The sequence below is a fragment of the Bacillus sp. UNC437CL72CviS29 genome (assembly GCF_000482345.1).
Taxonomy (GTDB): Bacteria; Bacillota; Bacilli; order Bacillales; family Bacillaceae_G; genus Bacillus_A; species Bacillus_A arachidis.
In genome coordinates this window covers 312,769-338,243 of record NZ_AXVB01000005.1, presented here as the reverse complement: position 1 = coordinate 338,243, position 25,475 = coordinate 312,769, and the positions used below count along the sequence as shown (strand labels likewise).

The window sequence follows — 25,475 nt, the reverse complement described above, 5'->3', positions numbered from 1 at the left end:
TTCATGCTTTTTCAAGATATCAAAGTCATTGTATTAGATTTAGATGGTACATTGTTAAATAATGAAAAGAAGGTATCAGAGAGAAATATAAAAGCAGTTTTGGATTGTCATAGAAAAGGAATACATATTATTTTTGCGACAGCAAGAGCTCCTCGTTCTGTAAAACAGTTTCTTCCAAAGGAATTACAGAGTATTGGAATGATGGTGTATTACAATGGCGCTCTATTACGGGATCAAATAACAAAAATGAATTACCATTACCCAATTGATGCTGTTCACACAGCGGAAATTATCAATTTTGTTATGCAAACGCAACCTGCTTCTTTCATTGCAATTGAGGTACAAGATACATGTTACATTAATCAAAATATAAAAACAAATTTTATAACAGCGACGAAGCCGATTGTTATGACGAATGAAGAAATGAAACAACGTTCTGTATCTAAAATACTGTTACACTCGTTTTCTCACTATGAAAAATTAGAAGAACAATTTCGGCATAAAGTAAACGTAATTTGTACAGATCAAAATCAGCTCGTCCAAATAATGGGGCGTAATGTTTCGAAAGAAAATGCTGTGTTGAATTGGTGCCAAAAGCACGAGATAAGTGCAAAACAAGTAATGGCATTTGGTGATGATTGGAATGATATCGGCTTGTTCAAAGAATGTGGTTATCCAATTGCGATGGAAAATGCAATTTTGGAGCTAAAAGAATTAGCATATTGCATAACAGATAGCAATGAAGAGGATGGTATAGCATGTATTCTGGAGCAGATAAGGAGTGATGTAGGTGAAACACTTATTGGAGCAAACGATTCAATTTCGGAATGAAAAAATATGTACAAGTAAGGGATATACTCATTGGGTTAACTAACCTTACCCAGCATCCAGAAGTTCTCTATGAATGCGCTTATATACATGATGTAATGGGACTTAAAACAGAAGCTGTTCCATTTTACGAAAAAGCAATTGTAAATGGACTTAAAGGAGAAGCATTATGTAGGGCATATATTGGACTCGGAAGTACATATCGATGCATCGGTGAATACGATAAAGCGATTGTTACATTAGAAGCTGGGCTCAAAAAGTTTCCGGACAATGAAACCATGAAAGTAGTTCTTTTCATTGCAAAATATAATATTAAAGAATATGAAGAAGCAATGAAATTATTGCTTAAAACTGTTGTGAAACTAGAAGATGTACACGAATATGAAAGAGCTATTTTGTTCTATAAAGACCAGCTTAATAAGATTTTTAAATAAAAAGGAGAGAGTGCATGAGTGATTCAATTTCACATAAAAGAAGAAATGTTTCGATTGGTCTTATTGCTTTAATTGTAATATCAAATTATCTAGCATATACACTTCCTATTGTACCCGCTGTACCGAAGGAAATGGTGCTAGGGTCCTTGTTTGATTTTCTTATTGTAATTCCAGTTATTACGTATTTCTTTATCATACGAAAACGCTATTCGTTAACTTATATATTTCCAGTTGTAATAGCAGGCTATATTGCCGCAAGATTCATAATTCCAAGCGATTATTTACAGTCGTTTTCATTTGTTTCTTATATTTTAGTTGCAGGAGAAATTGTGTTTATCGGTTTAGAGTTATTTATTCTATATAAGACTGCTAGAGCATTACCGAAGATTATACGATGTTATAAGCAATATAAGAATGAATATCCATCATTTTCTTTTGCAATTGATAAGGCATTAGATAAAACATTCACAAGAAATACTGTAGTAAATGTGATCGTTACAGAATGTAAGTTATTTTACTATGCTTTATTTTCTTGGCGTACAAAGATGCCAGAAAGTCAGCATGTTTTTTCATATCATAAAAAGACTGGAGCAATTCCATTTTATATTATGCTGATTCACGCAACATTAATTGAATCAATTGGGTTTCATTATTTACTTCATCAATGGAATCCAGTGTTAGCTTGGATTTTACTCATTTTAAATATATATGGAATCCTTTATTTTTTAGCTGAGATACAAGCAGTCCGTAAAAATCCATATATTATGACAGAAACAGAAATGATCATTCAAGTTGGATTTGGTAGGAAAATTGTTGTACCATTTTTTCAAATAGAAGAAATTTCCTTTTACAAAGGTGAAGTATTAACTAAGGAAGAAGGAAAAGAAATATTCGAAGCAACGGTAATGGAATTTATAAAAGAACCGGCTACCTTTGAAATCAAATTAAAAGAGCCGTTAACAGCGCAGTTACTATATGGATTTACGAAAAAGGTGAATCGTGTACATGTGAATGTGGATGATAATCGGAGATTTTATGAAGCAATTGTTGAAAAACTAGAGAAAGATGAGGAATAAAAGAATAGGAATCAGTAAAACCGGCAAGCGAGAGACTTGCCGGTTTTCATCGTAAAAAATTAGAAAATATGATAAAATTAAGAGGTAACTTATGGTACGGTTGGTTGTTCAATTATCACTTCTCCAGGCTTGAAGGGAGGTGATAATAAATGAGTGAAATTTCGTTATTGTTGCAAGGCGGATTATTTCTCGTTGCACTGTTAACGTTTGTTGTCGTTTTAATCGATAAGCTCAAAAAATAACAACCCACCTACGCCAATAGAATGTGGGTTGTCTCGTTTGTAAGAAACAAATAGGATAAATGAACAATCCAATCTGCTAAGTTACATGGACTGGTGTGTAGCCGCACACTAGTCTTTTTTATTTATATACAATTTATAATTGTTTTATGTGATTGTATTGTTCTTTTCATACTCATTATAACATAGTGTCTTTTCAACAAGAAAGGAGACCGTATGTTCTTGTTGCGAATTCTTGTTATTTAACTATGATTCAATCTGTAAAAATAACTTTGTTATCCAAAGATTATTAAATGCGAGTCGTTTGTGTACTCTTTTGTTTAAATAATTGATCCATGTATTGTTTTAAATTCTCAATATAGAATTCTTGCTTTTCTACATCATTCACTCCAACAATTGGAGATGGAAGTTGATATTTTTTTCGAGAAAGATGGACAACAACATCGAAAATATCAAATAGGCGAATAAAGCAGAATAGACCATCTTTATCACTTAATAAAATAAAGTAATGGTTATCGCTAGTCGTATTGAGGGTATTCCACAATGAGCTTTTACTTAAATCACGAACAATGCTTCGTTCTTTTAATTCGATAAAGTCAACATTAGATATAATAGTAGAAATATCAATCGCATCAGGATCATTAAAATAACCGTCAATTGTATGTACTGCGAATATATAAGCCATTTTTAAGATACTCATTTTATATTTACGGTTATCTAAAAGTAATTCACGTTGAATGGAGCTTGCTACTTTCGTTACACGTTCTTCTTTCCAAATTTCATTATGTAGTGAAATATCATGTTTTTTACATAGTTTCATAATTAACGCATTAGAATAATATACTTCGCCGTTCGTTTCAACTTCTTCCGTTTCCGCTGCCGCTAATTCTTGACCATATTCATTCGTATAAAGAGGAGAATCAATTTGTTGCTTCATTTGTTCGATTTTGTATTGGATTAGTTTATGCCTGATTAATGGTCGGTCTACGTTTGTTGTGAGATGCTCATAACAAGTATCACAAATTAAATTTGTAAAATAATATCCACATAAAATCTCTGGGACAACATGTTGTTCACTAAGTTCTTTCGTTTCTTTTCTGCAAATGATACATTGCGTCATATTTATCACCTTTTACCCTGAAAATTTGTATGTATTCTTATTGTAGTGTATTTATTAGTATTTTGGAACATTGAAGATGAAAATAGAGTATAAAATTCATGAGTGTTTTGATACAATAAAGTGAAGTGCTAATTTAAAGGAGGCTGTTTTTTTGAAATCGAAAGTGCACTTTTGGACATTGGAAGTGCTAATGGTTGTAGGGATTATATTTATTTGCACAAAAATATCATTTTTATTTCAACCCATTGGTATATTCATTTCAACTTTATTTTTCCCAATTTTAATCGCTTTGTTTTTATACTTTATATTTAATCCCATTTTAGTGTTTTTAGAAGGGAAAAAGGTTCCTAGAAATTTAGCGATATTGTTGTTATATGTTTTTATCATTACACTAACTGCAGTCTCAATTGGTGTAGTCGTTCCGACGATTTCACAGCAGCTGATGGATTTAGTGAAAAATATGCCAACATATATCAAAGAGGGAAAAGTATACATACAAGAATTATCTCATCATAGGCTATTTGAATGGTTAGCTACACAAAATTATGTATCAATTGAAACGATTGAAAAAAATGTAATGGAGTATTTGAAAGAAATACCAAATACAATCACGTCGAGTGCAACGGCTTTGTTTGGTATTATTACAAACGTTGCATTAGTAATTTTTACAGTACCGTTTATTTTGTTTTATATGTTTAAAGATGGTCATGCATTCCCAAGGAAAGCTGTTGGTTTTTTACCAGAATCGTATCGTGAAGAAGGACTTCATATTATAAAAGAAACAGGCGAAACGTTGTCTGCCTATATCCAGGGACAAGCGCTCGTTTGTTTATTTGTCGGTGCATTTACATTTGTAGGATATATAATTATTGATTTGCCGTATGCTTTCGTTTTAGGGATTATAGCGGCATTTACTAATATTATTCCGAACTTAGGGCCATTTATTGGAGCGGCACCAGCTGTAATTGTTGGATTATTTGTATCGCCCATGCAAGCTGTTTGGGTAATTGGTATCGTAACAATTGTACAGCAATTTGAAAGTAATATTATTTCACCGCGTATTATGAGTTCGAAATTAAATATACACCCTTTAACAATCATTGTGTTAATCCTTGGTGTAGGTAATTTCGCTGGTATTATTGGAATGATTTTAGCAGTACCAGTTTACGCTGTGACGAAAACGATTGTTTCAAACTTGGTGAGATTGATTAAGATGAAAAGAAATAATCGGAAATAAAAAGAATTCATAAGAATCAAGAAAGATACATTGCTTTTTAGCAATGTATCTTTTTTTGATTGTGATGTAAAAAGATTTGAAGAAGGGGGATTGCTGCCTTGTTATATATAACGATTAAAGTTAATTTACACATATAAATAATAATAAAAACGCCTAGTTTTTAAGATGTAATTAGCCGTTTTTATTGTATGATTTTTGCATACTTATTTGAAGTATATGGCCTTTTAAAGGTTAACGAACTATGTGGAATCCCTCTCAATAATCCAAATCATTTTTTTACACCGCGCCATTAACATCTTAATTCACTCCTTTTATAATATTTAAATTTGCATCATTATAGATGTGTATAATACTTGCTTCTACGATCTCGAATTTCATCAGAAACTTTTTTATATTGCTCTTTTTGTACAATTTCAGCTTCAGTTAATCGCTTCTTTTGAATCGTAATCGTTAAAAAGAATACATGAAATTTCATAAATGAATTCCTCCTTTCGTAAAGGAATTATAGGTGACTGCAATAAGGAAGTTGCCGCTCTTTCACTTCATTCATAGCGTGTTGAATTTGTTGTTCGTGTAACATTTCGAACTCAGAAACTTTGTTTTTGTGAATTGTGATAGTTAAAAAGAATACTTGGAATTTCATCAGGTAAATCCTCCTATTTATATGAGTTTTTAGTACATATGATTGTAATAAGAAACTTGACGTTCTTTTGTTTCGTTTATCATTTTTTGAATCTGCTGTTCATGTGAAATCTCAGTTTCAGAAAATTGATTTTTATGAATGGTAATGGTTAAAAAGAATACACGAAATTTCATAAGATGATTGCTCCTTTTGAAAATTATTTTTTAATACATTTGATTATAATAAGAACTCTTGCGATCTTTTACTTCTTCCATAATCTCTTTTAATTGTTGTTTACGTAAAATATCAGTTTCAGATAAAGATTTTTTTTGAAGAGTAATCGTAAAAAAGAAAATGTGAAAAGTCATTAACGAATTCCTCCTTTCGTAAAGGAATTACAGGTGACTACTGTAAGGACTTTGACGCTCCTTTATATCACTCATAGCTTTTTGAATGTGTTGATCATGCACAATTTCGACTTCAGATAATTGCTTTCGTTGAATTGTAATACTGAAAAACAGTACGTGAAAAGTCATTGAATATTTGCTCCTTTCTTAAAGAAATGGTGTCAGAGATTTAAAAGATCGCACAAAAAAGCCACAGAAGGATACGGTTCTCCTGTGGCAGGGCATGAAAAAGCCACAGGTAAGCATACGACCTCCTGTGGCGAATGTGTTAATTAAAGAAAATATCGAACGATTTTCAATTCTCCATTAGGGTGGTCGAACTAATATTTAATTGTAAAACAGGTGCAACATGTAATTTTAATTTCATCATTTCATTCGACCTCCTTTTAGAATTTTTTTCTTACGTTAGTAAGTATATACAATTAATGGATAATTGTAAACATAAAAAATGAAAATTTTAAATTTTGATTAAAGTGCGTATATTTTTGAAAGGAATTGTATGATTCATGATAGGATTTAGAGATGAGATAAATCAGTCAATTTTAGAGGATCATATCTTTTTCATCAAGAGACAGGAGGGAGAGAAAGATGGAGCTGTTTTATAAGATTGCCTATCATCGAATGTACGACCATTATTTATCTAAACTAATTCAAACAATTGGGCACTTACATGCAGAAGAATTATGGAAGCAAGAGGATTCAGCGAATTCAATTGGTGGCATCGTATTACATATTTGTGAGCATATAAAAAGGAATAGTAGCCGTTATTCGAATCCAAATATACATTTTGAAAATGGGATTGAAGAATACTTTCCGATTGTGCAATTGAGTCCAGAAATGTTATGTGAAACTGTACAGAGGACATTTGATGAATGGGAAAAAAGTTATGTTAAAGCTTGTAAGGAAATGAGTAGGATAGACATGCATGATCTGTTTCATTTAGTGGAACATACAGGTTATCATTTAGGACAAGTGGTAGATCGTACAAAATTATTAAAGGGAATGAAGCTGAATTTCTGTCAAAATGGTTTAAATGAAAAGAACTTGAAAGTATGTATAGAAAATACAACCGTTTTATAAATAGTTTTTAGAGAAGTATCATCCTGTAAGGTGTGATACTTCTTTTTTTGAAATAAATTATGGGAAAATATTGAATGAATCTATATTCCTGTGATATGGTTAATTACATAAGTAATGAACATATGAACCTAAGGTGGTGAAAACGTGAAACCAACACTTGAGCAGAACAAGTTAATATACATACAAATTGCGGAAACAATTGAGGCTGATATTTTAAAGGGGATATTGCTTGAAGAAGAACAAGTCCCATCGACAAATCAATTTGCTAAGATGTTACAAATCAATCCAGCTACAGCAGCGAAAGGGGTAAATTTACTAGTGGATGAAGGGATCTTATATAAAAAAAGAGGGATTGGAATGTTTGTTACAAAGGGAGCAAAAGAAGTTGTATTAAAAAAACGGCAAAATGCTTTTATGACTGAATTTTTACCTAAAGTGTGGGAAGAAGCAAAAGTTCTTGAAATTTCAAAAGAAGAATTAATGAATATGATTCGAAAAATTACGAAGGAGGGGGAATGACCATGATTGCATTCGAAACAAAAGACTTATCGAAAAAATATAGGGGAAAAGCGGCTGTAAATGCAGTAACGATTTCGATGGAAAAACATAAAATATACGGTTTGCTCGGTAGAAATGGGGCGGGGAAAACGACATTATTACATCTTCTTTCTGGACAGATCGTTTCAAGTAGTGGAAGTGTATCCGTATTTGATGAAAATGTTTTTGAAAATAGGAAAGCGCTGCAAAATATTTGTTTTGTAAAAGTGAAAGAAGAAGTTTATTTAAACTATAAGGTGAAAGAGATTTTTAATCTATGTAACATGTTTTATAAAAATTGGGACCAAGCCTATGCTGAAGAACTTACGAGGAAATTTGGGCTTAATGTACAAGAAAAATATCATAAATTATCGCATGGTATGCAGAATGTTGTTGGAATTATTAAGGGATTAGTAAGTAGGGCACCTATTACAATTTTTGATGAGCCGACTACCGGTTTAGATGCGGCGCACCGAGAATTATTTTACAATATGTTGTTAGAAGACTATGGTAATCACCCTCGAACAATTATTTTATCAACGCACTTAGTAGAAGAAGTAGCGCATATTGTGGAAGATGTGCTGATTTTGAAAGGAGGAGAAGTAGTTGTTCAATCAGCCGTTGAAGATTTATTACAGGAAGCCTATTGCATATCAGGCCGAAAAGATAAAGTGGATGAATTTCTAATAAATAAAAACGTTGTACATCGAGAGGTATATGGAAATAAGGAGATTGCTGTTATATGGGAGGGGTTTTCTACTAAAGATTATCAATTTATTGAAAAAGAAGGATTAGAAATTGATAGCGTAACACTACAAAAACTATTTATTTATATAACAGATGATGAGGTGAAATGATGATGCTAATGAAACAATTGAAGTTACATATGAAATTTCATTACAAAGCGATTCTTATATTTTGGATTGTGGCGTTACTTATAAAAGGAACAACGAGTGCAGCGGATTTAAACGGAATAAAAGTAGGATTTTTACAGGATATTTTAAATAATCCTTCGATTGCAATTACATTTTTTATAGTAGTAAGCACTTTTATTATACAGGATGAAGTATTTCGTTTAGTTGTTTCGTTTGGGGTAACAAGACTACAATTTTTTGTTGGGGCAGTTTGTTATATAACATTACAAGCCGTAGTATTTTCATCTCTTCAATTGATTTTTTTACAGAATATAGTATATAGTTCAGAAAGCGCTCGTATAGGGGGGCATTCACTAGGGGGATTTTTTGCACAGTTTTTATTCTACGTTACAATAGCGAGTTTTTTTCAAGTAGTAGTTATTTTTAAACAACGATTTCAGTGGATTGGTCTTGCTGTAGGGGGGACGATTTTCTTAGGGGTAACGAGTGTGCTCTATGGAGAAGTAGGGATAAGAAGTTTCATGTTTATAAATAGTGAAACCTTAATAGACGTACCATATTTTATTATGATTTCAATGGGATTAACTGTAGTCTATATCATAGTTAGTAGTATACTTATTCGTAAAGTTTCCTTTGAGCAAATGATATAAATGATTGTTAGATAAATATTTTAGGAGAGAAGGGACAATGTATGGAGGATACTTCTTCACTATTAACCTCATTTTTATGTATTGCAATGTTAATTTTAAGGAGACGTTATCGATCAATGCATAAACCGATAAAGGGAAATGGAAAGCGAATTTTATTACCACTACTTTTTTTATCACCAGGAATTTTAATGTTTTTTGGTCCTATTCATCCAGCTGTATTATACATTAGTTTTGCGATATTATTTGGGATTCTTTTTGCGCTTCCGCTTATTATACTTACAAACTATGAGAGAAGAGAAGATGGGAATATATATACGAAAAAAAGTGTAGCATTTCTCATTACTTTTATAGGGATTGTAGTTTTAAGGTATGTTTCTAGGAAATATATAATCGATTTGGATCAGCGAACAATAGGCTTATTGTTTTATGTTGTTGCTGCTTCTTATATCATCCCTTGGAGAATTGCTTGTTATATAAAGTTTAGAAAAGTATTTCGTGCAGTTTCATAAAATTGCTGTTTTTGGTTTTGTTGAAGGAGGAATAGAAAATGCGTACTATTTTACTTTTTCTAAATGAGGCGCAAATAGATGAAATTGAAGTGGTTAGAAAAAAACATGATCCTTTATTCGGACTGATTAATCCTCATATTACACTTGTATTCCCTTTTGAAAGCATGGTTACTAACGATGAACTTAAAAAGCACATTATTGAAAGTCTAGAAGGGGTTGATTCGATAGCAATCGAGTTTACAGATCGAATTAGTAATGAAGGAGAGTACTTGTTTTTACTTACTGAAAAGGGAAGTGAAAAAGTAAGTACATTACATGAAAAGTTATATAAAGGGCCTTTAGCGGCATTTTTCCGAAGCGATATTTCTTATATACCGCATGTGACGGTCGGGAGAAAAGAAAATGAAAAAATAGCAAAAGAAATAGCAGAGGAGCTACCGGATTTAAGTATCAACTTAAAATGTGTAATTGAAAAAGTAAGTGTTGAACGTATTGGGGAAGATGGAGAATCAATAATAGAATTTGAAGTGGAACTTCCAAAATAAAAAGGAGATACAAATTTGTATCTCCTTTTTATTGATTTTTCATATATATGTGTTAAAATGGAAAAACGCTCATTGTTTATTTTTATATAAAACTCAATAATTATCCAATTTAATTATAACAAATCGATTACTTGTTTGTCAAACTTTTTATTGAATTTGTTATAGCATTAAACAATGAGCATCAGAACGATTAGTTGATAAGGAGTGGCGATATGGAAAAAACAAATCAAGAATGGAAACAGGAACAACATCGTCTGAAAGAAGTAGTTGGAAAGATAAAAAATCATATTGATACATTAGAGCGATATACGAGTGCAGCAATGAAAGATGTTGTCCAGATTCGAAAACATTTTTGGGACGATGTAACAGTGAATGTTGATAATACAGAAGAGGCTATTGAAACGGCAGCGAGTATTAAACAACAAGCAGAGTTATTATCCGAACGAGAGCAAAGTCATCGCCATGCTTATCAAAAACTAAAAGGACTACAAAGATTACAACAGTCCCCATACTTTGGAAGGATAGATTTCTTAGAAGACGGTGAAAAAAGTGAAGATGCTATTTATCTTGGTGTTCACTCATTCTACGATGAAAATACAGAACAATTTCTTGTATATGATTGGCGAGCTCCTATATCAAGTTTGTATTATGACTATTCTGTAGGAAGAGCAAAATACGAAGCACCTAATGATACGATTTCGGGTGAAATGACATTAAAAAGACAATATGTTATTCGGAATGGCCAAATTGTAAGTATGTTTGATACAGGTGTTACGATTGGTGATAAATTACTGCAAGAAGTATTAGGGAATAACGCTAATACACAAATGAAAAGCATTGTTTCAACAATTCAAAAGGAACAAAACCAAATTATCCGGAATGAAAAAAGTCGTTTGCTTGTTGTGCAAGGAGCTGCAGGAAGCGGTAAAACATCGGCAGCACTTCAGCGTGTCGCGTATTTATTATATCGATATCGGGATTCTCTACACGCTGATCAAATCGTTCTTTTTTCTCCCAACTCGATGTTTAATAGTTATGTTTCCACAGTGCTACCGGAACTTGGTGAGGACAATATGAAACAAACGACATTCCAAGAATACTTAGAGCGTCATGTTGATAAGAAGTTTGAATTGGAAGATCCATTTACACAAATGGAATATGTACTGACAAGAATGGAAGAAAAGAGTTATGAAACACGATTAGAAGGAATTAGATATAAAGCAAGTTCTGATTTTATTGAAGTAGTAGATCGGTATATATCTTACTTAAAACGAGAAGGTATGTTATTTAAAGATATTAAATTTAGAGGAGAAGTATTAATCTCCAAAGAACAAATAAAAGAACGGTTTTATGAATTTGATTCTTCAATACGGATTCCAAATCGAATAAAATTAATTTCTGAATGGCTACTAAAAGAGCTGAAAGAACAAGAAAAAATAGAGAGAAAAAAACTTTGGGTGGAAGAAGAAGTACAGTTATTAGATAAGGAAACATATGCAAAAGTTCATCAGAAATTACAGCAAAGGCAAGAATATTCCCAGGATGCGTTTGATGAATTTGAACGAGAACAAAATATGTTGGCGGCTATCGTTGTGAAAGAACATTTTAAACCACTCCGAAGACGTGTGAAAAAATTACAATTTATTCATACATCAGCAATTTATATACAAATATTTAAAGATCCGCAGTTTGCTAAGCAACTTGTAGAGGAAAGTAAATTACCGCAAAGATGGAATGAAATATGTAAAGAAACAATAGAAAAAATACAAGATTTTTATATGTCATATGAAGATGCAACACCTTATTTATATTTAAAAGATCAACTGGAAGAGTTGCAAAGAAATACATCTGTGCAGCACATATTTATTGATGAAGCGCAGGATTATTCTGCATTTCAATATGCATTCTTAAAACGAATATTCCCTCATACAAAAATGACAATACTAGGTGATTTTAATCAGACCATTTATGAACATGCATCAGAGAATGAATTTTCACAGTTAAGTACGTTGTATGGAGAAGAGCTGAGTGAAAGAATCGTACTTACGCGTAGTTATCGCTCTACAAAACAAATCATTGAATTTACAAGGCAGTTAATTACAGATGGGCATGAAATTGAACCGTTTCAGCGTGACGGTAAACAACCAAGTATAACGGAAGTGAAAGAAGGAAAAGCGCATCATAAAAAGATTGTGGATCAAATCGAGCAGTTGAAGCAAAGAGGTCATAAGACAATTGCGGTTATTTGTAAAACAGCTGAGGAAAGTAAAGAAGCTTATCTTGCACTTCAAACATCATTACAAGTTCGTCTCATTAAGAAAGAAACGAGTTCGTTTGATACAGGTATTTTGATTATCCCATCGTATTTATCGAAAGGGGTAGAGTTTGATGCGGTTATCATCTATGATGCATCAAAGAAAAAATATAGCCGAGAAAGTGAACGGAAATTATTTTATACTGCTTGTACACGTGCAATGCATGAGTTATATATTTATTCTGTAGGGGAAATGAATGCGTTCTTGCAGTCGGTATCCACAGATACGTATATGTTAGAAAATGAAAAGGTTCAATAGAAAACAGGCTACTCTGTAACATTATATAATTGTTAGTACATCACTTATTAGGGAGTGGTGTACTTTTTGTCATATTTAGCGAGAAGACCTCTACCTCAAGCGCGTAACGGTAGGTGGGGGTAGTTCAATTTAGAAGAACTCTATATGACCTTATGTACTATCACATCAAAAATAGTTTTACTACAACACTCGTTTTACTTTAGATAGTATATAATATTACGAAAATAAAGGCTTTGATATCGGGGTATTTATGAAAATATCCACATTAAACAAAACGTTCTCACACAAGAAGAACCATTACAAGAATCTCATTCAAATCCTTTTATTAACGAAGAAGATGTATGAGTGAAATTGGCATGCGAAGCAGTTACGCTAATCTCACCTACAAACGAAAATCATTTTATTCTCTCTGTTGTCGGGATTAAGCGCACTTTAGAAATACTGCTTATTATGCAGTATTTAATTTATAAACCTCAAGTTTGTAACCTTCTTAGATACTTTTCTCTTGTCGAAATTTACTTAGCGTACAGTAGTCATCTATTTTAAAGAATAACAGAAGAATATATAGAAAATGCTACATATATGGGAAGTTTGATCAATTTAGGGGGGACAACCTTGTTCAATCACATAGTAAAAGCTATACCCAATTTATTTACGATCGGAAATTTATTGTGTGGTGTTTTTTCAATTACCTTGAATATGAGTGGCCTTTTGGAAGCAGCCTCTATTTTTATTTTCTTTTCTGCTGTTTTAGACCTTCTTGATGGAAGGATTGCAAGAAAATTGAAAGTGAACAGTGAATTCGGCGTAGAATTGGATTCCTTAGCTGACATTGTTAGTTTCGGAGTTGCTCCTGCACTTCTATTTCATTCGATAGCAGCACCATCTATTTTAACTTCTTTGGCATTTATCCTTTTTCCAACGATGGGTGCCTTAAGATTAGCTAAATTTAGCGTTAAACCAACCATTGGATATTTTAAGGGATTACCTATCCCAGTCGCTGGATTGCCATTAGCTGGAATGGGGTTGTTTTTATATAGCAATGCATGGATTACTTTAATCCTCGCTCTCTTAATGGTAAGTCCAATTAGGTTTAAAAAACTTTAAAAGCCCTTTCAGAAGTACTGAAGGGGCACGTATTCAGTGTTACCGTAAGTCAATATTGTCGTTCGTTTGGATTCGACTTTTGTATAATTGACGAAATTTGATAAAAGAGATAATTCTCCAAGGTAAGATATATCCCAGTGCTACAGTCATAAATAGTGATGCTTTTGTTTCTGGATCTAGCCATTTTAAATAATCACGAAGTAAAAACCGGATAATAAGTACGATGAGAAAGGTAATAATAAAGCTCTTGTTTCTTACAGCATAAATATGCTGATCGGATCGAATTTCATAGTTAGTGGTCCAAATAAGTGGAATTGACAAAAGGAACCCAAAGATAACTGCACAAATCAATTCCCAACCTGAGGCATGTGCTTTTGGATTTAAGATGATGGGAATGCAGGGTAATAACAAAAATAGTATGGGTAAGAGAATGCGGATCCCGTTTCCTTTAATAGGACGATACATTGCTCTAGTTCTACGCCATAAGACCAACGCAGCAACTATGATCACAATAGAGTAAAACGCAGAAGTATCCATAATTTCACTCCTTTACATAATGTATTTCAATTATATGGGAAATATCATGTCATCCACAATATTAATGGATGACATGATATTTATTCAGGGGCCCTTTTTATTATGTAAGTTACATTAAAGGCTAAATTAAGCCGTGAAGTCGATCTCTAGCTCTTCCTAAGTTAATAATAAATTTATTTTGTTGTACGCAATAAGGCCCCAATAGCCCCGCAAAAACCGTGATCTTGCAAGAAGATAGGTTTTTTATTTTGATACACGGTATAATCACCTATAATCTCTTGTAGTTTTTTATTGTTTGAAAGGGTAGATCCAATATAAATGATATGAGCTACATCATTCGCTTCTGCAAATTGAAGGCTTAATGCAGTAACTACTTCACCGACAAGACCTTGAAGGGTTGCAAGTAAATCAGATTTGTTATAATCCACTTCACTGCTAACAGCTTTTCCAAAATTGCTGGCTGTTAAATTACTATCAATAGGGGAAAGAATGCCGTTATAAATATCTCCAACTGTAATATCGAGATTCCGCCTAGATCCTAGTTTTGTATGTTGAATGACTTCTTCAAAACAATCTATATCTGTTAATAATTTTGATAGCCCCATGATAGTTCCTCCGCCAATCCCTGTTCCACCAGTGCGAATATACTTGTTGTTATGGACATAATGAATGGACGTACCGGTGCCGATATTCGTTAAAATAAAGTTGTTTATGGAATGCTTTTCTTGGTCAATGAGATAATGAACACCAGCAAGTGTGGCATCGAATTCTGCAACATACTCTATATTGTATTTTTCTGGAAATGTTGTTTGTAACTGTTCAGCTTTACCACCAGTCAGAGACAATCTATTTATATATTTATTTTTATTGAACCAATCTTTAATTTTGTTTTGCTCATGTGAGTAAAATTTTTCGAAATGCAATTCATTGTCATCATCAAAATAAGCGATTTTTGTTAGTGTTCCTCCAGCATCAATACCGACGGCGCTCTTCATTTTTGCACCCCTTATCATTGTGTAATAATAATGAACATCTATCATTGACTCTTTATGAAGAAATGTAAACTAATAATTTTTCAACTGTAACAATTGGTTTACCGTTTACAGAAGCAATTCCTTTTCCAAGAATAAATCCTCGTTTGTTTCGCAGAACTTCATATTGCAAATCTAGTTTGTCACCAGGTGTAGCGGTTCCATTAAATGTTACACCGTCTAATGAAGAGAGAAATCCTAATCCAGTAGAATTGTTTGTTCCTACGAACGCACCAAGCTGTGCAAGTGCTTCTACAATTAGCAAGTGAGGCATGTTATTTTGCGACTCCGTTATAAACCATTCATTATTTGTTATGAACTTATATCCTTTAACGGATCTTCCATCTTCAATGTCTGTGATTCTATCAATCATTAAAAATGGGTAGCGATGAGGAAGTATATCGTTAATATTCTTGATATTCATAAAGGTCTCCGATCTTTAATCTTTAAATGGGAAAATAATAACCCCTGCTAAAAGCAAGCAGGGGATTTGTAATTAATTTTTGACTAATACATCTGCTTTTTCAAGAGAAAAAATACCACTCTTTTTTATATTTTCAACAACTTGTTGTAACACTTCTTTATCTTGGACAAGTGCGATACGCACAAAACCTTCACCATGTGGTCCGAAAGCATGACCAGGAGTTACAACAACATGCGCACGATCCATCAATGCATAAGCAAATTCTAATGAAGTCCAGCCTATTGGTATTTCCGCCCATACGAACATACTACCAATAGGTTTATCAACATGCCATCCGAAAGAAGCAAAACCATCGACTAAAGTATCTCTGCGTTCTTGATAGATGATACGATTTTTGGCGCAGAAGTCGGCACCGTGACGTAAGGCAACTGATGCTGCCTTTTGAATTGGCAAGAACACACCGTAGTCTGTATTTGATTTAAATTGTGTTAGTGCACCTACAATTTCTTTATTTCCAATCATATAACCAATGCGACTACCAGCTAAGCTATAGCTTTTGGATAAGGAATTAATTTCAACACCAACTTCTTTGGCACCAGGAACAGATAAGAAACTGATTGGTTTCTTTCCATCGTAATAAAATTCTGCATAGGCAAAATCATGTACCACAATAATTTTGTGTTGTTTCGCGAAGGTAATAACTTCTTTGAAGAAATCTTCATGTGCCATTGCTGGAACTGGATTTCCAGGGAAGTTCAATATCATCATTTTTGCTTGTTTAGCAATTTCCTCAGGAATGTCTTGTAAATTAGGTAAAAAGTCATTTTCTTTTTTTAAAGGCATGAAGTAAGGTTTTGCACCTGCCATTTGAATACCTGTTTCATATGCTGTATATCCAGGATCAGGTACTAAAATAAGATCACCTGGATTTGCAAAAACCATCGGCAAGTGAACGAGCCCATCTTGGGAACCCATCAATAATAAAACTTCATTGTTTGGATCTAATTTAACATGGTGATTGTTATCGTAATATTCAGTTACTGATTCGTGAAATTCTTGAATACCTGATAAAGTATAACCGTAATTTTCTTTTCCACTTGCTGTATGTACCATAGCTTCTCTTACAATATCAGCAGGAGGCATATCTGGATTGCCGATACTTAAATCAATCATTTTGTGACCTGCTGCAATTTTTTCTTTTTTATAAGCTGCTAGTTCACTAAATATAGAAGATTGGAATGCTTTCATTCTAGTTGCTAACGTATAAGTCATCAAAACCCCTCCTAAAAAACTGTGTTTTCAATGATCTACTTTTTATATTCTTTTATTATTCTGAAAACACATAATTATATTTTAACACTTTTGAGCCAGAATTCAAAATGTAGTTGTGTAAAAAGAAAAAGAAGGAAAGACTAAAGAGTATGAATGCTACTATATAATGAAGAGGTGTTTCAGGTGAAACAAATTCCAATCGGCGTATCAAATCGGCATATCCATCTGACAAACGAAGATTTAGAAAAACTTTTTGGGGAAGGATATGAGCTAGTGGTTGCAAAAGAACTCTCACAACCAGGAGAATTTGCAGCAAAAGAAACAGTAACGATTAAGACTGAAAAGGCAGAAATCTCAAAAGTCCGTATTCTTGGTCCTATCCGAAAGTTTACACAGGTTGAAATTTCAAAAACAGATGCACGTAAGTTAGGAGTAGATGCTCCGATTCGAGCGTCAGGTAATATTGATGGAACGCCAGGAATTACTCTTATTGGTCCAAAGGGCTCTTTAGAAATTGAAAAAGGCGTAATCATCGCTGAGCGTCATATACATATGACACCTCAAGATGCTGATACCTTTCAAGTGAAAGATGGACAATATGTAAGTGTTAAAGTAGAAGGAAACAGAGGATTGGTTTTTAATCAAGTACTAATTCGTGTAAAAGATACTTACGCATTAGATATGCATATCGATACAGATGAAGCAAATAGTGGGAGTATAACAACCGGAGACTTTGGACAACTCTTACAATAAGAAAAAATCCATCTCAATGTTGAGATGGATTTTACATGTTTGATACTTTGGAAGTATTTTTAGTTGTTTGCTTTTGTTTTGATAACGACATAAGGATAATGAATAATGAAATGACACCGAAAATAAGCACCATATACTGCAATCCAATTGTATCTAAGAAAAATCCCGTTCCAAGTAAGACAATTTGGAACATGACCCTTTCAAACATATTACGGAATGAGAAAAGACGTCCGTGATAGCTTTTTTCAACTTTCGTTTGAAAAACTGTCGACATGATAGGAAAGAAGCAACCGACACTAAATCCGAATAGCCCGAATGATACAAGTGCCATCCAATTTACATCACTAAAGAACAGTGAAAGATGTGCAAAAGCAGTACAGAACGCAAAGAAGTATAGCAATTTTTCTGGTGGGAAATACTCGGACAGACGTTTAATAACGAAGGCTCCTAACATAAATGCGATCCCTTCAATCGTATAAATAAATCCTTTTATTGTTGTATCATGTTGCATCTCACTAATATTAATTACCATCAAGTTAAAACCGCCAATGAATAAAAGGGGAATGACGCTTAAAATAAGTGCACAAAATGCGATTGGAATTCCTTTTAAAATACGGAATACTTCCATAAAACTGTTGTCTTTTTCTGTTTTTTTATTTGGAGTATTGTTTTTTTGATCTTCAAATTGTAATAGAAATGTTGATAAAAATAATAGTGCATATGCAATCATTGAAAAAGCGTATATATATTGCAAACTCATCATAACAAGCAAAACGCCACCTAAGGATGTACCAACGATACGAGCAATTGTCCCGATATTCATATGAACACCATTCATCTGTAATAGCTCATGTTCACGAACGATAAGTGGAATAACTGATTGTAATGCAGGAAAATAAAACGCAGCTGAAATTTGAATGGCAATCATAAAGGCAATCATAAAAGCAATACTTTCATATTGAATAGCAAAAAACATAAAAACAACGCTTATAACGCGACCAAACCCTGCATATAGAAGGATTTTTTTCTTTTCATATTGATCAATCATTCGGCCAGCCATTGGTCCAACAAGAACACCTGCTAATAGTCCAATAAACATAATCATTGATTTCATAAAATCGGATGGTATATGTTTTTGCATGAACTCTAGATTACCAAGAATACCGAGCCATAAACCGAGTCCTGCAACAAACTCACCGCTTAGAACAATCCAGACGTTTTTATTACGCCACATAACAAAACCTCTCAGTCTTATAAAATAGGAAAAATTGTATATAAACCCTCCTTTTATTCATATATTTCAATCGTTCTTTTTTGAATCAGAGTCTATATTACGTGTTTGATAACGGAAATTCAATCTTTTTGTTTGGGATGAAAAATTGAATTTATAAAGCTAAAAAATCAAATTTACATATTAGAAAATACATTGGAATAAATTTAAAATGTATGAGGGAGGGATACTCATGATTCAACAATTTTTTAAAAAATTGTTCGACGAGTTTTTGCAGGAGCAGAAAGAGGAGATAATAGCAAAGCTTTGTTTTTGGATTGCATATTATTACATATCAGTCCCAAAATATATGGTGAACTCTAGTGGTATTCTAGTACATATGAATCAAACGCACGAAAGCTATACATATGATACAATTGAAGATTTTTTACGGGAGTATAGTGGGAAAACAAGAGGAGCGCTCAATTTTGAAAGTAAAATATACTATATTAAATTTGAGGAAATAATTAGGGAGAAGTGCCGTGAAATGATTTATGCTTATTACTCTCCGCGTTTTATTGATAGACATTCGTTATTATGTAAAGAGCTATTAAGAGAAATAGGTGTAGGCAAAACAGAAATTGAATGCGGAAGTTTCTATACATTGATTTTTAATTTTTGCGCAGAAACAAAGGATTGGGTCGATGAGTACGAAGAGGATGTGTTAAAAGAACTATTTGTATTGTCACTTTCCTTCGTCGTACAAGCATATGGTTTAAATGTATATAAATATATAAAACATGAAGATCGGAAGGAAGTAGAGTGTTTAGTTCATTGAATAGAGAGGACTTACTTGGTTCTTTACGTTTAGAAAGACGAAACTGTAGTTTATTAGGCTGACTTTCGATAACACGAATATGCGTTCAACATTCGTATATGGAGGAGTAGTTACACGTAACAAGATTGTGTTTAACTAAACTAATATAATGTTTTATCCCTTTGGAATTCCTTGTTTTTACATACTTTTCCTAATTCTAATGATATAGTAAAATATAGTTAAAAAAGAGAGGGGATTAGTATGGCAACAATTGGAATTGATTTAGGAACAACGAATAGTTTAGTAGCCTCTTGGTCGGAGGATGGTGCGACCCTTATTCCGAATGTTCTTGGCGAATTTCTTACACCATCGGTAGTCAGTGTTGATGAGAGTGGTGAAATTTTAGTAGGGCGTATTGCAAAAGAACGATTAATTACTCATCCACAACTGACAGCATCAACTTTTAAACGTTTCATAGGAACAGAGAAAAAATATGAACTAGGTACTTATACTTTTTCTTCTGAAGAACTCTCATCTTTTGTTATTAAATCCTTGAAACAAGATGCAGAGGATTATTTAAATGAAGTTGTTACGGGTGCTGTGATTAGTGTACCTGCATATTTTAATGATGCACAGCGTAAAGCTACAAAGCGAGCTGCAGAAATTGCTGGATTAAAGGTTGAGCGCCTCATTAGTGAACCAACAGCAGCTGCAATTGCATATGGATTATATCAAGAAGAGTCAGAAACAAAATTTCTTGTATTTGATTTGGGTGGGGGTACTTTCGATGTCTCCATTTTGGAATTGTTTGAAGGAATAATGGATGTGAAATCAATCGCTGGTGATAATTATCTTGGAGGCGAAGATTTCACAAGAAGTTTAATGAATTTTTTTCTTGAGTCACATCAACTTGATTCCGATTCTCTTGATTCGAAAACGTTATCATTAATTTATACACAGGCAGAACGTTGTAAGCTTACTTTATGTGATGAACATGCTGCGAATATGAAGGTTATGATAAATAATAAGACATACGAAACTCGTATTAACAGAGGCGAATTTGAAAAAATCGTAACACCACTTCTTTTACGACTTCGTTATCCTATAGAACGTGCACTGCGTGATGCCTCACTGGACCCGAAGGATTTAGATGCTGTTATTTTAATTGGTGGGGCGACGAGAATGCCGCTTATCAAATCTGTTATTTCTAAAATGTTTGGACGTATGCCGTATGCGAATATAAATCCCGATGAAACGGTTGCCTTAGGTGCTGCAATTCAAGTTGCTCTAAAAGAACGAAATAAGGCGTTAGAAGAAGTTATCTTAACCGATGTTTGTCCATATTCCTTAGGAACAAGTGTTGTTCAAGAATTAGGTGATGGAAAGAAAGAGTCTGGGTATTTCCTCCCAATAATTGAGCGGAATACACCGATTCCTGTAAGTAGAGTGGAAAGACTTTATACTATTATGGATAAGCAACAATATATACTTGTAGATGTGTATCAGGGAGAAAACCGTATGGTAGTAAACAATTTAAAACTTGGGGAACTCAAAATTAAAGTACCCCCAGCTCCTGCAGGGAAAGAGTCTATTGATGTCCGATATACATACGATATTAACGGTATTCTTGAAGTTGAAGTAATAAGTACAACAACTGGAGAGAAGAAAAGAGTCGTTATTCAACAAAATGCTGGAAATCTTACAGATGAAGAAATTGAGTCTAGACTTTTAGAATTGAGAGACATTAAAATTCATCCACGAGATCGAGAAGAAAATCGATTGCTTCTAGCAAAAGGTGAACGACTTTATGAAGAATTTCTTGGTGATGAACGGAAAAAAATTGCTATATTGCTACAACAATTTGAAAGTGTACTTATGACACAAAATGATAAAAAGATTAAAGAAGCCGCTAGTATTTTAAAAGAACATATCGAGAGTATAGAAAGGTGGATCAATCGTTAATGAGTATTTGGAGTACGTTAGAGATTGAATCGACCGATGATATTTCAGCTATAAAAAAAGCTTATGCAAAACTTTTAAAAATACATCATCCAGAAGATGATCCAGAAGGGTATCAACGGTTGAGAGAGGCATACGATCAAGCGATTAAAAGTGCGAAGCAAATGAAAGACAAGCCGCTCGTTCAACTAGAAGAAATGGATGGGCATGATAGAGAGCCTATAATCTCTCCATGGATTGACAGCAACGCCGAAATCGCTACTACCGTTATTGCAGAGCACCCAGTTTATTCATTTATGGAAAGGATTGAGGCACTTTATGATGATTTCTTTGCACGAATGGAATCGGAAAACTGGGAAGAATTATTGCGTTCTGATGTGATATGGGATGTTCAATACGCAGCAGCACTTCAAGATCAATTAATAGAGTTCCTCTTATATCATTATTATTTTCCACATTCAATTTGGGTGTTGCTCGACAATGTTTTCCGTTTTAGTGAGCAAAAAGAGGATTTGGAAAGTGAATATGGTGAAGAAAATGTGCAGTTTTTATTAGAGAGAATTAGCGGATTAAAGGGGATGCGTTATGACGTTTTCGAGAAGGACAATCATTTCGATTTCGAAACGTATTTTTATTTACGAGAAGAAGTACAAAGGCAACTTATAGCGAACGAACTAAAAGCCGTAGATGAAGTGTTAACTCGTGCATATTCAATGTATCAAAAGGATCCAGAGTTGTTACGTATGCAAGGTATTTATTATTTACGTACAGAAAATCAGGAACGTGCACTGCAATCATTTAGCGACGTATTGTTAATTGATGCGGATGATCCAGATGCTTTATTGTATCGCGCTCGTATAAATTATAACCGTAGCCAATTTGACACTGCCATTAAGGATTGTGAACATCTGCTTTCGATTCAACCGGAGCATATGGATGCTATGTTGATGATGACGAAATGTTTAGCTAAGATAGGGGAGTTAGAAAAAGCCGAAGATAAGGCGAAAGAGGCGCGAGAAATCGATTTGAACCGCGTGGAATTTGCTTCATATATCAATGAATTATTTGTTAGAAATGGAAGAAAAGAAGAGAAGCAGAAGTTAACAAAGAAACATATAATGAGTTATATTTTGTATTATACTTTCATGTTTTTAAGACGTACTTGGATTTATGTTGTATTATTCATTATTACAATGGTAACCCGGTTGCCGCTTCAATATTTCTTTCTCCTTCCAATTATTTGGGAATTATGGAAATTTTGCAGACTGAAAATTAAAGCATAAGGAGGAGACAGGGTGCTAGTTCTAGGGAAAAGAAAGCAGATTGACCAATATTTTCGCTGCTTGTCCACAGTATGTTTGGATACTCATTTTCTTATGAATTATTATACTGAATATGAATTTACTTTCATAAGAGACCGTATACTTGGTAAAAAGCATTTAAAAAAAGCGCTGAGAAAATGTGGTTGTCAAGAACCAGCAGCGCTAAAAGAGAGAATTGAGTGGTTTTTAGAAGAGGGGTCGCGTTACGAATTTAATTCTATGCGCAATCAATTAAGCCCTCTTTCAGAAGCGAGGAGGAAACAGTTACCTAAAGATCAACCCGACTATGAAAAACTTTATGTCGCTAATCATGGGTTACATATGTTACCGGATTCGGGGATTGCTGCATTTGATTATGCATGGTGTATTTGTTTGAGCCGGATTGGTAGGAGATTAGGTTATTTATCCAAAAAGGAAGCGAATCATTACATGGTGCAAGCAGCAAAACTTGCCCAAAACTCCTATTCGGATTGGAACGAGTATTTTCTTGCTTTTCATATCGGTAGTCATTTTAATAAATTGGACACAGAATTTATAAATCAGGACAAGTACAATCTTAATTATACGCTTAGAATGTTTAGAAGTAAGGACTCATACGTGAATACAATTGCATGGGAAAACGAACTGCTTACAGATTTGAATTAAGAATATTTTTAAAGTGAAAATTCTGAGAATCGTTATTTCTCAGGATTTTTTTATTATTCAAACGGTGTTTCGTTGCGTAAAGAGTGTATGCTTGGCGTGATAAAAATATAGAGGGGATTTTGGCGAAGTTAAAAAGAGAAGGTACAAATAAACTTCTATACTACGATGAAAAGAGGACATTTATATATTCTTGCTGAAAAAGAATATGTAAATATATGTTGAAAGAAGTTGATCCAGAATGAATAATGAAGAACTTATAAAGACTCAATTTGGTAGTAACGCTGAAAAGTATGTCAAAAGTCAAATTCATGCAAAAGGGTCAGATTTGCAATACTTAATGCAGCAAGTTCAAGATCATAAAAATGCTCGTCTTCTTGATATTGCTACAGGAGGTGGACATGTAGCGAATACATTAGCACCATTATTCAAAAGTGTAGTTGCTCTTGATTTAACGGAACAAATGTTGGAAAAAGCAAAAGAATTTATTCATTCTAATGGACATGATAACGTTTCATTTGTAGCTGGAAATGCTGAGAATTTACCATTCTCTAATGCGTCATTTGATACAGTAGTATGTCGTATTGCAGCACATCATTTCCAAAATCCATCTCAGTTCATTCAGGAAGTACATCGAGTATTAGAAGAAATGGGTTTTTTCGTTTTAATTGATAATGTTTCTCCAGAAAATCCAGAGTATGATACATTTTATAATTTTATTGAGAAGAAACGTGATCCGAGTCACGAGCGGGCTTTGACAAAAACAGAATGGATTTCATTATTAGAAAAAAACGGTTTGCAAATGCGATCATGTATTACATTTGAGAAACAATTTAATTTTGATTGGTGGTGCGACATGATGGATGTGCCACAGCAAACGCGCTCAAAGTTAACAGATTGTATGATGAAGACTTCAAATGAAATAAAGGAGTTTTTCAAAATTTGTTTTGAAAATAATAAAGTAGAATCGTTTTATACTGAGATGGCGCTCTTTGTATGTCAAAAAAGCCCAACTTTAAAAAGATAATTATCTTGCAGCCTTTTCCAGATACGTTATACTTAATATGGAGAAAAACAAGATTGAGGAGTAGTAAAAATGATTCGTGTACGTATTGAGGGAACTGAAAAAGAAATTGTCGAATTTTTGGAGAGCATGCCTGAAATTCCTGGATTTGAGAAGACACATGTTAGGGAGCCAAGAAAAGGAAATAATCCCAAATATGATGCAAGTAAGAATGTATTAGCATATTTGTCTTATAAAAAGAGGGAAACTGCTGTTAATAATAAAGTCCTTTAACATTGAACTCCCCCCACCTACCGTTACGCGCTTGAGGTAGAGGTCTTCTCGCTAAATATGATAAACTTGTTTCATTTCCACATGGTTAAGTGGCACTTGGTTCAAGTTAGATATGATGGGTGGTACAATTAAAACAATCGGTTACGCATTGCCATTTGCTCATGCGGTTGATGCTACACGATTTGCTTTATCTGGTGAATACCGTGATCTGGTTGTACCTTTATTATGGGTAGTTGGCAATACGATTATTATCTTTGTAATTGCTGTTTTAGGTTTTAAGAGGAAAATGAAAGCTAACTAAGTTGTATTCATATTTAAAAAATGAACGTTAGTTGAATATAAGGAAAACAATTGTATTATCTCTTTATAGCT

At 33.4% G+C, this 25,475-nt stretch carries 32 protein-coding genes; 21 read left to right on the top strand and 11 right to left on the bottom strand.

The window, feature by feature from the left end; all coding sequences use genetic code 11:
• Positions 1 to 3 precede the first annotated feature (3 nt).
• The 4 genes from M014_RS26545 (at position 4) to M014_RS29980 (ending at position 2,580) form a co-directional block, all read left to right on the top strand.
• Positions 4 to 831, top strand: a complete 828-nt coding sequence (locus M014_RS26545; RefSeq protein WP_051588556.1) for a Cof-type HAD-IIB family hydrolase — start codon at positions 4 to 6, stop codon at positions 829 to 831.
• A complete protein-coding gene (locus M014_RS26540) occupies positions 828 to 1,262 on the top strand; it encodes a tetratricopeptide repeat protein (protein ID WP_051588555.1) in 435 nt (144 codons plus the stop codon). The genes M014_RS26545 and M014_RS26540 overlap by 4 nt, the downstream gene beginning before the upstream one ends.
• A gap of 14 nt (positions 1,263 to 1,276) precedes the next feature.
• Entirely contained in the window at positions 1,277 to 2,338 is a 1,062-nt protein-coding gene (locus M014_RS0107020; protein ID WP_026591088.1) for a hypothetical protein, read from the top strand.
• 149 nt (positions 2,339 to 2,487) lie between these two features.
• Positions 2,488 to 2,580 carry a putative holin-like toxin gene (locus M014_RS29980; protein WP_098302256.1) on the top strand — a complete coding sequence of 31 codons (93 nt, stop codon included), beginning with the start codon at positions 2,488 to 2,490 and terminating at the stop codon, positions 2,578 to 2,580.
• 286 nt (positions 2,581 to 2,866) lie between these two features.
• Here M014_RS29980 and M014_RS0107010 read toward each other — a convergent pair whose 3' ends face one another.
• Positions 2,867 to 3,697 (bottom strand): HNH endonuclease, encoded by an 831-nt coding sequence (locus M014_RS0107010; RefSeq protein ID WP_026591087.1) that lies wholly within the window; start codon positions 3,695 to 3,697, stop codon positions 2,867 to 2,869.
• Between the two features lie 151 nt (positions 3,698 to 3,848).
• Here M014_RS0107010 and M014_RS0107005 point away from each other — a divergent pair, with 151 nt between their 5' ends.
• A complete protein-coding gene (locus M014_RS0107005; RefSeq protein WP_026591086.1) occupies positions 3,849 to 4,934 on the top strand; it encodes an AI-2E family transporter in 1,086 nt (361 codons plus the stop codon).
• 334 nt (positions 4,935 to 5,268) lie between these two features.
• On the opposite strand, the gene M014_RS0107000 is transcribed toward M014_RS0107005, so the two are convergent.
• From M014_RS0107000 to M014_RS0106980, 5 genes are read right to left on the bottom strand one after another with little or no spacing between them, the layout of a single operon-like run.
• Positions 5,269 to 5,409, bottom strand: coding sequence for a YrzI family small protein (locus M014_RS0107000; protein WP_026591085.1), 141 nt, complete (start codon positions 5,407 to 5,409; stop codon positions 5,269 to 5,271).
• A gap of 27 nt (positions 5,410 to 5,436) precedes the next feature.
• Positions 5,437 to 5,577, bottom strand: a complete 141-nt coding sequence (locus M014_RS0106995) for a YrzI family small protein (protein WP_026591084.1) — start codon at positions 5,575 to 5,577, stop codon at positions 5,437 to 5,439.
• 29 nt (positions 5,578 to 5,606) lie between these two features.
• Entirely contained in the window at positions 5,607 to 5,750 is a 144-nt protein-coding gene (locus M014_RS0106990) for a YrzI family small protein (RefSeq protein WP_026591083.1), read from the bottom strand.
• 30 nt (positions 5,751 to 5,780) lie between these two features.
• Complete coding sequence (locus M014_RS0106985) at positions 5,781 to 5,924, bottom strand: YrzI family small protein (RefSeq protein WP_026591082.1); 144 nt, start codon at positions 5,922 to 5,924, stop codon at positions 5,781 to 5,783.
• Between the two features lie 27 nt (positions 5,925 to 5,951).
• A complete protein-coding gene (locus M014_RS0106980) occupies positions 5,952 to 6,092 on the bottom strand; it encodes a YrzI family small protein (RefSeq protein WP_026591081.1) in 141 nt (46 codons plus the stop codon).
• A gap of 459 nt (positions 6,093 to 6,551) precedes the next feature.
• Between M014_RS0106980 and M014_RS0106970 the strand changes: the two genes are divergently transcribed.
• The 8 genes from M014_RS0106970 (at position 6,552) to pssA (ending at position 13,839) form a co-directional block, all read left to right on the top strand.
• Complete coding sequence (locus M014_RS0106970; RefSeq protein WP_026591080.1) at positions 6,552 to 7,043, top strand: hypothetical protein; 492 nt, start codon at positions 6,552 to 6,554, stop codon at positions 7,041 to 7,043.
• A gap of 144 nt (positions 7,044 to 7,187) precedes the next feature.
• Positions 7,188 to 7,562, top strand: a complete 375-nt coding sequence (locus M014_RS0106965; RefSeq protein ID WP_026591079.1) for a GntR family transcriptional regulator — start codon at positions 7,188 to 7,190, stop codon at positions 7,560 to 7,562.
• Between the two features lie 2 nt (positions 7,563 to 7,564).
• Complete coding sequence (locus M014_RS0106960) at positions 7,565 to 8,437, top strand: ABC transporter ATP-binding protein (RefSeq protein WP_026591078.1); 873 nt, start codon at positions 7,565 to 7,567, stop codon at positions 8,435 to 8,437.
• Positions 8,434 to 9,105, top strand: coding sequence for a DUF4052 family protein (locus M014_RS0106955; protein ID WP_026591077.1), 672 nt, complete (start codon positions 8,434 to 8,436; stop codon positions 9,103 to 9,105). The genes M014_RS0106960 and M014_RS0106955 overlap by 4 nt, the downstream gene beginning before the upstream one ends.
• 41 nt (positions 9,106 to 9,146) lie before the next feature.
• Positions 9,147 to 9,614 carry a CcdC family protein gene (locus M014_RS0106950; protein ID WP_026591076.1) on the top strand — a complete coding sequence of 156 codons (468 nt, stop codon included), beginning with the start codon at positions 9,147 to 9,149 and terminating at the stop codon, positions 9,612 to 9,614.
• 38 nt (positions 9,615 to 9,652) lie between these two features.
• Positions 9,653 to 10,159, top strand: coding sequence for a 2'-5' RNA ligase family protein (locus M014_RS0106945; protein ID WP_026591075.1), 507 nt, complete (start codon positions 9,653 to 9,655; stop codon positions 10,157 to 10,159).
• A gap of 212 nt (positions 10,160 to 10,371) precedes the next feature.
• Positions 10,372 to 12,732: an RNA polymerase recycling motor HelD gene (gene helD / locus M014_RS0106940; protein WP_026591074.1), complete on the top strand. Its 2,361-nt coding sequence runs from the start codon at positions 10,372 to 10,374 to the stop codon at positions 12,730 to 12,732.
• 615 nt (positions 12,733 to 13,347) lie between these two features.
• Positions 13,348 to 13,839: a CDP-diacylglycerol--serine O-phosphatidyltransferase gene (pssA, locus tag M014_RS0106935; protein WP_026591073.1), complete on the top strand. Its 492-nt coding sequence runs from the start codon at positions 13,348 to 13,350 to the stop codon at positions 13,837 to 13,839.
• 39 nt (positions 13,840 to 13,878) lie between these two features.
• Here pssA and M014_RS0106930 read toward each other — a convergent pair whose 3' ends face one another.
• The 4 genes from M014_RS0106930 to M014_RS0106915 form a co-directional block, all read right to left on the bottom strand.
• Positions 13,879 to 14,376: a cytochrome c biogenesis protein CcdC gene (locus M014_RS0106930; RefSeq protein WP_026591072.1), complete on the bottom strand. Its 498-nt coding sequence runs from the start codon at positions 14,374 to 14,376 to the stop codon at positions 13,879 to 13,881.
• Positions 14,377 to 14,549: 173 nt separating this feature from the next.
• A complete protein-coding gene (gene coaW / locus M014_RS0106925) occupies positions 14,550 to 15,371 on the bottom strand; it encodes a type II pantothenate kinase (RefSeq protein WP_026591071.1) in 822 nt (273 codons plus the stop codon).
• Positions 15,372 to 15,423: 52 nt separating this feature from the next.
• Positions 15,424 to 15,831 (bottom strand): 3-hydroxyacyl-ACP dehydratase FabZ family protein, encoded by a 408-nt coding sequence (locus M014_RS0106920; RefSeq protein WP_026591070.1) that lies wholly within the window; start codon positions 15,829 to 15,831, stop codon positions 15,424 to 15,426.
• Between the two features lie 72 nt (positions 15,832 to 15,903).
• Positions 15,904 to 17,103: an LL-diaminopimelate aminotransferase gene (locus M014_RS0106915; RefSeq protein ID WP_026591069.1), complete on the bottom strand. Its 1,200-nt coding sequence runs from the start codon at positions 17,101 to 17,103 to the stop codon at positions 15,904 to 15,906.
• A 183-nt stretch (positions 17,104 to 17,286) separates the two neighbouring features.
• On the opposite strand from M014_RS0106915, the gene pduL reads away from it, so the two are divergent.
• Entirely contained in the window at positions 17,287 to 17,856 is a 570-nt protein-coding gene (gene pduL / locus M014_RS0106910; protein WP_026591068.1) for a phosphate propanoyltransferase, read from the top strand.
• A 31-nt stretch (positions 17,857 to 17,887) separates the two neighbouring features.
• On the opposite strand, the gene M014_RS0106905 is transcribed toward pduL, so the two are convergent.
• On the bottom strand, positions 17,888 to 19,090 hold the full coding sequence (locus M014_RS0106905; protein WP_026591067.1) for an MFS transporter: 1,203 nt from the start codon (positions 19,088 to 19,090) through the stop codon (positions 17,888 to 17,890).
• Positions 19,091 to 19,319: 229 nt separating this feature from the next.
• Between M014_RS0106905 and M014_RS0106900 the strand changes: the two genes are divergently transcribed.
• The 7 genes from M014_RS0106900 (at position 19,320) to M014_RS0106870 (ending at position 25,404) form a co-directional block, all read left to right on the top strand.
• A complete protein-coding gene (locus M014_RS0106900) occupies positions 19,320 to 19,904 on the top strand; it encodes a hypothetical protein (RefSeq protein WP_026591066.1) in 585 nt (194 codons plus the stop codon).
• Between the two features lie 240 nt (positions 19,905 to 20,144).
• Positions 20,145 to 21,845 carry a molecular chaperone HscC gene (locus M014_RS0106895; RefSeq protein ID WP_026591065.1) on the top strand — a complete coding sequence of 567 codons (1,701 nt, stop codon included), beginning with the start codon at positions 20,145 to 20,147 and terminating at the stop codon, positions 21,843 to 21,845.
• Positions 21,845 to 23,125, top strand: a complete 1,281-nt coding sequence (locus tag M014_RS0106890) for a J domain-containing protein (protein WP_026591064.1) — start codon at positions 21,845 to 21,847, stop codon at positions 23,123 to 23,125. The genes M014_RS0106895 and M014_RS0106890 overlap by 1 nt, the downstream gene beginning before the upstream one ends.
• A 75-nt stretch (positions 23,126 to 23,200) precedes the next feature.
• On the top strand, positions 23,201 to 23,809 hold the full coding sequence (locus M014_RS0106885; protein WP_243765202.1) for a DUF1266 domain-containing protein: 609 nt from the start codon (positions 23,201 to 23,203) through the stop codon (positions 23,807 to 23,809).
• 238 nt (positions 23,810 to 24,047) lie between these two features.
• Positions 24,048 to 24,833: a class I SAM-dependent methyltransferase gene (locus tag M014_RS0106880; protein ID WP_026591062.1), complete on the top strand. Its 786-nt coding sequence runs from the start codon at positions 24,048 to 24,050 to the stop codon at positions 24,831 to 24,833.
• A 69-nt stretch (positions 24,834 to 24,902) separates the two neighbouring features.
• Positions 24,903 to 25,103 (top strand): YvzF family protein, encoded by a 201-nt coding sequence (locus tag M014_RS0106875; RefSeq protein WP_026591061.1) that lies wholly within the window; start codon positions 24,903 to 24,905, stop codon positions 25,101 to 25,103.
• A gap of 112 nt (positions 25,104 to 25,215) precedes the next feature.
• Positions 25,216 to 25,404: a hypothetical protein gene (locus M014_RS0106870; protein WP_231503912.1), complete on the top strand. Its 189-nt coding sequence runs from the start codon at positions 25,216 to 25,218 to the stop codon at positions 25,402 to 25,404.
• Positions 25,405 to 25,475 lie beyond the last annotated feature (71 nt).